General features: G+C 69.8%; 6 protein-coding genes. 4 read left to right on the forward strand and 2 right to left on the reverse strand.

The features are described from left to right. Window positions 1-22: 22 nt before the first annotated feature. The gene (locus ENSA5_RS20095) at window positions 23-2,059 is read left to right on the forward strand and encodes a hybrid sensor histidine kinase/response regulator (protein ID WP_106393296.1); all 2,037 of its coding nucleotides are present in this window, start codon (window positions 23-25) and stop codon (window positions 2,057-2,059) included. Here ENSA5_RS20095 and ENSA5_RS20100 read toward each other — a convergent pair whose 3' ends face one another. Then, entirely contained in the window at window positions 2,060-3,442 is a 1,383-nt protein-coding gene (locus ENSA5_RS20100) for an esterase/lipase family protein (RefSeq protein ID WP_106393297.1), read from the reverse strand. It abuts the gene before it with no gap. Window positions 3,443-3,512: 70 nt separating this feature from the next. On the opposite strand from ENSA5_RS20100, the gene ENSA5_RS20105 reads away from it, so the two are divergent. Together ENSA5_RS20105 and ENSA5_RS20110 are read left to right on the forward strand one after the other, a co-directional pair. Then, a complete protein-coding gene (locus ENSA5_RS20105; protein WP_258182936.1) occupies window positions 3,513-4,610 on the forward strand; it encodes a fibrinogen-like YCDxxxxGGGW domain-containing protein in 1,098 nt (365 codons plus the stop codon). Window positions 4,611-4,705: 95 nt separating this feature from the next. Beyond that, window positions 4,706-5,230 (forward strand): YceI family protein, encoded by a 525-nt coding sequence (locus ENSA5_RS20110; protein WP_181197968.1) that lies wholly within the window; start codon window positions 4,706-4,708, stop codon window positions 5,228-5,230. A gap of 9 nt (window positions 5,231-5,239) precedes the next feature. Here ENSA5_RS20110 and ENSA5_RS20115 read toward each other — a convergent pair whose 3' ends face one another. Next, entirely contained in the window at window positions 5,240-7,333 is a 2,094-nt protein-coding gene (locus ENSA5_RS20115; protein ID WP_106393300.1) for a YgiQ family radical SAM protein, read from the reverse strand. An 86-nt stretch (window positions 7,334-7,419) separates the two neighbouring features. Here ENSA5_RS20115 and ENSA5_RS20120 point away from each other — a divergent pair, with 86 nt between their 5' ends. Then, window positions 7,420-8,643 (forward strand): serine/threonine-protein kinase, encoded by a 1,224-nt coding sequence (locus ENSA5_RS20120; RefSeq protein WP_106393301.1) that lies wholly within the window; start codon window positions 7,420-7,422, stop codon window positions 8,641-8,643. The last annotated feature ends 116 nt before the right edge of the window (window positions 8,644-8,759 follow it).

Below are 8,759 nucleotides of genomic sequence, written 5' to 3' on the forward strand. Positions count from 1 at the left end.
CGGCCGGGGAGCAGCAGCGCGAATGAGTGAGTCCACGCCCGACGAGCAGCGGATGCGCGAGATGGAGCAGGAGCTGAGTCGCCTCCGCCTGCTCGTCGACCGCAGCCACGGAACGCTGGTCCTGCATGACATTCGCGGCCGCCTGCTCGAGAGCAACCGCTACGCCCACGAGAACCTCGGCTACACCCGCGAGGAGTTCCTGAAGCTCGAGATCGGCGACGTCAACCCGACCGTGGGCGCGATCCCCAAGGCGCAGCTCGGCGAGAGCTGGCGAAAGATGCCGCTCAATAGCTCGGTCAGGGTCGAGACCCGCCACCGCCACAAGGACGGCCACGAGATCCCGATGGAGATGGTGATCGCGCCCTTCATGGAGCAGGGTGAGCGTCTGTTCGTCGCGGTCGGCCGCAACATCAGTGAGCGCGCGCGGATGGAGGAGCAGCGACGCGAGATGTTCGCGCGCCTCGACGAGCTCGTGGCCACGCGCACGGCCGCGCTCCAGCGGGAGGTCGCCGAGCACGAGCGAACCGAGCGCGAGCTGAGCAAGGCCATGGAGGCGGCCGAGGCCGCGAGCTTGGCCAAGAGCCAGTTCCTCGCCAGCATGAGCCACGAGCTGCGGACCCCGCTCAACGCGGTCATCGGCTACTCCGAGATGTTGATCGAAGACGCCGAAGACGGCGGCGACGCGAGCCTCATCCCCGATCTCGAGCGCATCCGCGGGGCCGGAAAGCACCTGCTCGGGGTCATCAACGACATCCTCGATCTGTCGAAGGTCGAGGCCGGCAAGATCGAGCTCTACATCGAGCCGATCTCGCTCGACGAGCTGATCGCCGAGGTCATGGCCACGATCAAGCCGCTCGCGCGGGCCAACGACAACGCGCTGAGCCTGTCGGTCGAGACCACCGTCAAGACGATCACGACCGACGTCACGCGCCTGCGTCAGGTCCTGTTCAACCTGCTCAGCAACGCGTGCAAGTTCACCGACAGCGGCCGCGTCGAGCTGCGCGTGCGCGAGCTCGATGTCGAGGGCGAGGCCTGGATCCGCTACGAGATCGAGGACACGGGGGTCGGGATCGACGCCGAGCAGCTGCCCAAGCTGTTCAAGCCCTTCACCCAGGCCGACGCCTCGACCTCGCGGCGCTTCGGCGGGACCGGCCTCGGGCTGTCGATCAGCGATCAGTTCGCCAAGATGCTCGGGGGTGGGATCGATGTTCGGAGCGAGCGCGAGGTCGGCTCGACCTTCAGCTTGTGGCTGCCCGCGGTCCATCCCGTCGCGCCGACCTCGACCGGCGCGGCGGTGTTCGAGCCGGCGCCGCGCGAGCAGCTCGGGACCGTGCTGATCGTCGACGACGAGGCCGAGTCGCGGGCGCTGCTCCGGCGCTTGCTGGAGAACGAGGGCTACGCGGTCTTGAGCGCCCCGAGCGGCGCGCGGGCGCTCGAGCTCGCCGCCGAGCACGAGCCCGACGCGATCACGCTCGACGTCATGATGCCGGGCATGGACGGCTGGGCCGTGCTCTCGCGCCTCAAGCAGATCCCGGCGCTCGCCGACACGCCGGTCGTGCTGGTCTCGATGGTCCCCGACGCGGGCATGGGCTACGCGCTCGGAGCCGCCGACGTGCTCAGCAAGCCGGTCGCGCGCGAGCGCCTGCTGAGCGTGCTGTCGCGCTATCGCCTCGGGCCGGGGTCCAACCATGTCCTGGTCGTCGATGACGACGCCGACGCCCGCGAGCTCCTGTGTCGCGCCGTGCTCGAGGCGGGCTGGCACGTCCAGGAGGCCCAAAACGGGCTGATCGCGCTCGCGGCCATGCGCGCGCACAAGCCGAGGCTGGTGCTCCTGGATCTGATGATGCCGCAGATCGACGGCTTCGAGGTCCTCGAGCAGCTCCGCGCCGATCCTGCGCTGCGCGCGGTGCCGGTCGTGATCGTCACGGCCAAGATGCTGAGCGAGTCCGAGCGGCGCCTGCTCTCGCTCAAGGCCGCCTCGGTCTTGGCCAAGGGCTCGTACTCGCGCACGGACCTCGTCGAGCACCTCCGCGAGCTGGTCAGCCGCAAGTTGGGGTGATCAGAATTGCTCGTCGCGCAGCATGCGGGCGTTGTCGCGGAAGAACTGGAGGTGGTCGAAATTGAGCCCGGTCAGCCCGGCGATCTGACCGATCTCGTCGATGTGGTCGGCGGGGACCAGGCCCAAATACTCGCCCCAGACCGCGCTCGACTCGGGCACGAGGCCGTCGTTGGGCCCGGCGATGCCGAAGAGGATCTCGTAGCTGAACAGCAGCAGGGGATCGACGGCGTCCTGGCAGCCGATCGCCGCGACGCAGGTCCGGCCCATCCAGCTGTAGTAGTGGACGCGCGGGTCGTCGGTGTAGATCACGTTGAACTCGTGCTGCATGTAGGTCTCGCTCAGGGTGTAGAGCGAGGCCTCGACGTCGGACTGCTGGTTTTGGGTGGCGCCGAGGAAGTTGAGCAGGAAGACCAGGACCTGCTCGCTGGGGCCGGGGAACAGGCCGAGGGCGACGTCGGTGAAGGGCGTGCCGTAGTGCGGGGTCCCGAGGGTGATCAGCGCGCCGACGCGATCGCCGTAGCCGCCGCCGGCCTCGGACGCGACGTAGCGCGAGTCGATGCCGCCCTGGCTGTGGCCGAAGAGGTTGACCTTGCGCGCGCGCTGGTTTTGGAGGGTCGCGCCGACGAAGTCGGCGAGCTGCTCGCCGCGGACGTCGACCGAGTTGTAGGGATCGAGCACGGCGATCACGACCGGGTAGCCGAGGTCCTCGAGATCGCTTTGGACGTTGTAGAAGTAGGTCAGCGGGCCGATGTTCTCGAACCCGGTCCAGCCGTGGACCATGACCGTGGGGAAGCGGGTGGTCTCGAGCTGGCACTGGTTGGTGCAGTTGACCTGGATGTCGTAGTCGAGCTCGTGGAGCGGATCGTCGCCGGGGTTGGTCGGGCGCACGAGCACGGCGAACTCGCCCGATCGCGGCGACACGAGCTCGACGGCGCCAGCGGGGGAGAGCGAGGCGGCGCTGAGGGTCTCGACAAAGCTCGGCTCGTCGGGGTAGCTGATCGCGAGATCGACGGCCTCGCTCGCCTCGATCGCGACCGTGAGCTCGCTGCCAGCGGCGGCCGACACCCACCACACGTGGTAGTTGCAGGCACTGAGCTCGACGGCCTCGCGGCTGTCGCCGGGGCCGAGGTATTCGCGCTCGACCAGCGTGGGGGCGTTGGGGTCGCAGGCGGGCTCGCCGGTCTCGCCGGTGGCCTCGCCGCCGGTCTCCGTCTCGGGCGCGGTGCTGCCCTCGGTCCCGCTCTCGCCGGTCTCTGCCTGGCCCTCGTCGGCCTCGGTCTCACCCGTCTCGCGGCCTGTGGTCGCGTTGGGGGGGGCAGCGCCGCATCCGAGCGCGGACAGCAGCAGCGACACCCCGAGATAGCGAGAGCAGGTCCAGGTCATGGCTGCGCATTATAGCGAGTCGTGGGCGCGCTGGCGCGAAGATCGCCTCACAGGTAGATTGGGTCTAGCGATGGGTCCATCGATGTGGAGCGAGCGCCTGCTGGTCTTGGTGTCGATCGGGCTGTGGGCCGGGTTGAGCGTGGGTTGTGGCGATGACGCGGGCCGCGACTTCGGCATTGGGACCGGGCTCGACGAGGACACGAGCGGGTCAGGCGCGAGCGAGTCGGGGGAGGGCGACGGCGACGGCGACGGCGACGGCGACGGCGACGGCGACGAGGACGGCCCGACTGGCGACGGAGACGGCGAGGGCGAGCCGGTCTGCGGCGACGGCGTCGTCGGGGGTGACGAGCAGTGTGATGACGGCGTCAACGACGGCGGCTACGGCGGCTGCCTCCGCGACTGCAGCGCTCTCGGCCCGCGCTGCGGCGACGGCCGCGTCAACGGACCCGAGCAGTGCGACGACGGCAACACGGGATCCGCGGACGGCTGCCTCGGCGACTGCAAGATCCCGCGAAGCTGCCGCGAGATCCTCGACTTCGATCCCAACGCCAGCGACGGCATCTACATCGTCGCGCCCAAGAGCCCCGAGCTCGGCTTCGCGACCAACTGCGACATGACGACCGAGGGCGGCGGGTGGACCGAGATCAGCTTGCCGCACCTGTGCAACGGCGATCTCGACACCCAGATGAGCGCGCTCGAGAGCGCGCCGACCGAGGGCATCGACATGATGTGTCGGCCGTTCACGCGTGACGGCGGCGGCGATCACACCTACGTGTTCGACCTGATCTTCCCGCCCGGCTTCGAGGCCTTCTATCTGGCCGACTACGTGATCAAGGCCAACGCGGGCGAGGGCCATAACTCGACGATCAACCCCAACTCCTTCGTGCAGTCGAGCTGGGAGCTGGCCCACGCCGACGTCGACGCGCCGTCGAACACGGGTGACGTGTCGTTTGGATCGGCCGACGATGACGGGCCCGTGGTCAGCTACGCGGCCCTGGTCATGAACACGGTGTCCTGCACCAGCTGCGAGACCGCGTTCCCGGCCGAGCCGGCCACGAGCTACGCGGTCGGATCGGCGTCGACCCTGTTTCGGATCGGCTGGGGCGAGAGCGGCGGGCAGTCCGAGGGCTGGTACCCGTGGTGGAGCGGCGCGGTGTACCTGCGCTGAGCGCGGTGGCGTGGCTCGCTCGGGCCGCCGGCAGCGACGGCGCTCGGGTTCCCATGCGTGCGCTGCCATGCAAGCTTGTCGGTAGAGGATCACTCATGACGCACCAGATCCGCGTGTTCACCTTCAAAGAGGGGCTGCTGTCCCGCATCGCTCACGATCTGCGCCTCCACGTCGAGCGCTTCTCGATCGAGGGCGAGGACGGGCGAGTGGTCGCCGAGCTCGAGCCCGGGTCGATCGTCGTCGACGGGGTGATGGACGGGGCGCGCTTCGATCCGAGCGGGCTCGGGGCCAGTGACCGAGCGAAGGTCGGCGAGACGATGCGGACCAAGGTGCTCGAGACTCGGCGCCACCCAAAGATCACGTTTCGCGGCGCGGTGACCGAGCGCGAGGCAGAGCGCGTCGAGGTTGAGGGTGAGCTCGAGCTGCACGGGGTGCGCAGGCCGCTGTCGTTCACGGCCGAGCGGGCCGGGGACCGGGGGGGAGAGCGCGTGACGGCGCGGGTCACCCTCCGGCCGACGGATCATGGGATCAAGCCCTACAAGGCGCTGGCCGGGGCGATACGTCTGCAGGATCGGGTGGTCGTCGAGCTCGACCTCGACGCCGCGGCGCTCGGGCTGTAGAGCCCGGGCTCACTTGCGGCGGCGGCGGTTGCCGGTCTGGCGCGGCGGCAGCCCCGTGTGCTGGGTCAGCGCGGTGCCCTTGCGCGGCCGCCGGTTGCCCTGCTTGCGCCGCCGACCCTCGCCGAGGCCACCGGTTCCGGCGGGCTGATAGCGCGGGATCAGGTGCGCCTTGCCGTTGCCGATCAGATCCTCGCGACCCATCCGCGTCAGCGCCTCGCGCAGCAGCGGCCAGTTGTTGGGGTCGTGGTAGCGGAGGAAGGCCTTGTGCAGCCGCCGACGCTGGAGGCCCTTGGGCACGGTGACGGTCTCGGCTGTCTCGGCCCGGGTCAGCTTGCGCAGCGGGTTCTTGCCCGTGTGGTACATGGCGGTGGCCGTGGCCATCGGCGAGGGCAAGAAGGCCTGGACCTGGTCGGGCCGAAAACGCTTTCGCTTGAGCCACAGGGCGAGCTCGAGCATGTCTTCGTCGCTCGTGCCCGGGTGGGCGGCGATGAAGTAGGGGATCAGGTACTGCTCCTTGCCGGCCTGCTCGCTGTAGCGATCGAACAGCTTCTTGAACCGCTCGTAGGTCCCGACCCCGGGCTTGAGCATCTTTGACAGCGGGCCCTCGGCGACGTGCTCGGGCGCGATCTTGAGGTAGCCGCCGACGTGGTGGGTCGCGAGCTCGCGGACGTACTCGGGCGACTCGACGGCGAGGTCGTAGCGCAGGCCCGAGGCGACGAGGACCTTCTTGATGCCCGGCAGCGCCCGGGCCTCGCGATACAGGCCGATCAGATCGCTGTGGTCGGTTTTTAGGTTCTCGCAGATGCCCGGGTGCACGCACGAGGGCCGCCGACACGCGGCCTCGATCTTGGGATCCTTGCAGCCGAGCCGCCACATGTTGGCCGTCGGCCCGCCGACGTCCGAGATGATCCCGGTGAACCCGGGCACGGTGTCGCGGATCTTCTCGATCTCGGCGATGACCGAGCGGCGCGAGCGGCTCTGAATGATCCGGCCCTCGTGCTCGGTGATCGAGCAAAACGAGCACCCGCCAAAGCAGCCGCGCATGATCATGACCGAGGTCTTGATCATCTCGTAGGCCGGGATCTTGGCGGCCTCGTAGCGCGGGTGCGGGCGCCGCTGGTAGGGGAGCTCGAACACCGCGTCCATCTCGGGGGTGGTCAGGGGGATCGGCGGCGGGTTGATCCAGACGTCGCGCTTGCCGTGGCGCTGGACGAGCACCCGGCCGTTGTGGGGGTTGGCCTCTTGGTGGAGCACGCGCGACGCGTGGGCGTAGAGGACCTTGTCGTTGCGGACGGTCTCGAATGAGGGCAGGCGCACGGCCGTGCGCTCGCGCGGGTGGGCGAGGGCGCGGCGGCGGAGGCTGACCAGGCCCTTGGGCTGGTCGACCTCGCTCGAGTCGATCTCGACGAAGCCCTCGGGCAGCTCGCGGACGGCGACGGCGGTCCCTCGGACGTCGCGCAGCTCGTTGGCGGGCTCGCCCTCGGCGAGGCGGTGGGCGATCTCGACGATCGAGCGCTCGGCGTTGCCGTAGACGAGCAGCTCCGCCTTGGCGTCGAGCAGCACGCTGCGCCGGACCTTGTCGGACCAGTAGTCGTAGTGGGCGATGCGGCGCAAGCTCGCCTCGATGCCGCCGATGATCACCGGGACGCCGGGCGCGGCCTCGCGGCAGCGCTGGGTGTAGACGATGACCGCGCGATCGGGGCGCGAGCCCGAGCTGCCGCCGGGGGTGTAGGCGTCGTCCGAGCGGTGCTTGCGATCCGAGGTGTAGTGGTTGACCAGCGAGTCCATGTTGCCGCCGGTCACGCCCCAAAACAGGTTGGGGGGTCCGAGCTCGGCGAAGGCCTCGGGCTCGCGCCAGTCGGGCTGGGCGAGGATGCCGACCCGGAAGCCCTGATGCTCGAGCACCCGCCCGATCACGGCCGCGCCGAAGCTCACGTGGTCGACGTAGGCGTCGCCGGTCACGATGATGACGTCGCAGCTGTCCCAGCCGAGCTCGTCCATCTCGGCCCGTGTGGTCGGCAAGAAGGGCGCCACGCCGAAGCGGTGGGCCCAGAATTTGCGCCGCTCGAACAGCGGGGGCGCGCTCGCGCGGGTCACGGACACGGCGGGAGGGTAGCCCAGACGATCCGCGGACACGAGCGGTTCGGGCGCGTAAAGCCGCGGATCGTCGTATTGTGCGGGCCGCGAGCATGGGCGAGGCTAACGACGACGTGCCGAGCGCAGAGGTGATCGCGGCGACCATGCATCTGAAGTCGGGCGCGGACGACGGCGTGGGTCGCATGCGGGTCGACCGCCAGCTCAGCCACATGTGGGCGGACGATCCTGACGAGCCCGAGCAGCCGCAGCTCGCGCTCGGCGAGATCGTCGACGAGCGCTACCGGATCGAGTCGCTGCTCGGCGCCGGGGGCATGGGCACGGTCTACAAGGCCACGCAGCTCGACACGGGCGCGACCGTGGCGCTCAAGCTGATGCTGCCCAAGCTCGCCGCGGAGCTCTCGGCTCGGCGACGCTTCGAGCGCGAGGCCCAGGCGATCTTGCGCATGGATCACGAGAACTGCGTGAAGATCCTCGACTACGGCGAGCGGCCTCCGCACACGCCCTATCTGGTCATGGAGTTCCTCGACGGCGCGGTCCTGCGTTCGGTCATGGACGCGGACGAGCCCCTGACCAGCGCGCGGGCGCTGGAGATCCTGCGCGGCGTGCTGCGGGGTCTGGGCCACGCGCACGCGCGCGGAGTCATCCACCGCGACATCAAGCCCGAGAACGTGTTCATGGTCGATCAGCCCGACGGCCCGGCCGTACCCAAGCTCCTCGATCTCGGCCTCGCCAAGCTGGTGTCGACCGACGACACCAGCACGCCCTACAAGCTCACGATGCGCGGGGCGGTGTTCGGGACGCCAGCCTACATGGCGCCCGAGCAGGCGCTGGGCGAGGAGGTCGACGGCCGCGCCGATCTCTACGCGGCGACCGTGATGCTCTACGAGATGCTCACGGGCCGGCGGCCGTTCTACTCCCACGATGCGCCCGCGCTGCTGATCATGCACACGCGCAGGCCGCCGCCCTCGCTGGCCGATCACGCGTCCTTCCTGGCCGACTACGAGGGCCTGCAGGAGCTGGTCTCCCAAGGTCTCGCCAAGCGCCCGATGCTGCGCTTCGCCGACGCCGAGGCCTACATCGAAGCGCTCGAGCCGGTCCTCGCCGCGCTCGAGAAGGTGCCGACGGGCGGGGGCCTTCCGGGGCCCTGCGAGGGCGGCGACGCGGGAGCCGAGGCCGAGGCCGAGGCCGAGGCCGACTCGCCGACCACGCTCCCGGGTGTGCGCCCGCGCCCGCCGAGCTCCCTGCGTGGGCCCTTGATCGTGGCCTTGCTGCTCGGGCTCGGCCTGGTGCTCGGGTGGTGGCTGGCGGGCTGCTAGCAGCCCGGGGTGCAATGCCTCGCGCCGCCTCGCTTGGCCTTTTCGCCGAGGGCTTTGTCGCCAAAACTTGCAGTACGCCCGGTACAGCGGCGTTTTGGCTTCGCGCCCTCGGCGAA

It is taken from the genome of Enhygromyxa salina (assembly GCF_002994615.1).
In the GTDB taxonomy this organism is placed as follows: Bacteria; Myxococcota_A; Polyangia; order Nannocystales; family Nannocystaceae; genus Plesiocystis; species Plesiocystis salina_A.

What these genes read in the sequence shown, in the direction of transcription:
- ENSA5_RS20095 (WP_106393296.1), top strand. Translation starts at nt 23, where the DNA reads ATGAGTGAGTCCACGCCCGACGAGCAGCGGATGCGCGAGATGGAGCAG.
- ENSA5_RS20100 (WP_106393297.1), bottom strand. Translation starts at nt 3,442, where the DNA reads ATGACCTGGACCTGCTCTCGCTATCTCGGGGTGTCGCTGCTGCTGTCC.
- ENSA5_RS20105 (WP_258182936.1), top strand. Translation starts at nt 3,513, where the DNA reads ATGGGTCCATCGATGTGGAGCGAGCGCCTGCTGGTCTTGGTGTCGATC.
- ENSA5_RS20110 (WP_181197968.1), top strand. Translation starts at nt 4,706, where the DNA reads ATGACGCACCAGATCCGCGTGTTCACCTTCAAAGAGGGGCTGCTGTCC.
- ENSA5_RS20120 (WP_106393301.1), top strand. Translation starts at nt 7,420, where the DNA reads ATGGGCGAGGCTAACGACGACGTGCCGAGCGCAGAGGTGATCGCGGCG.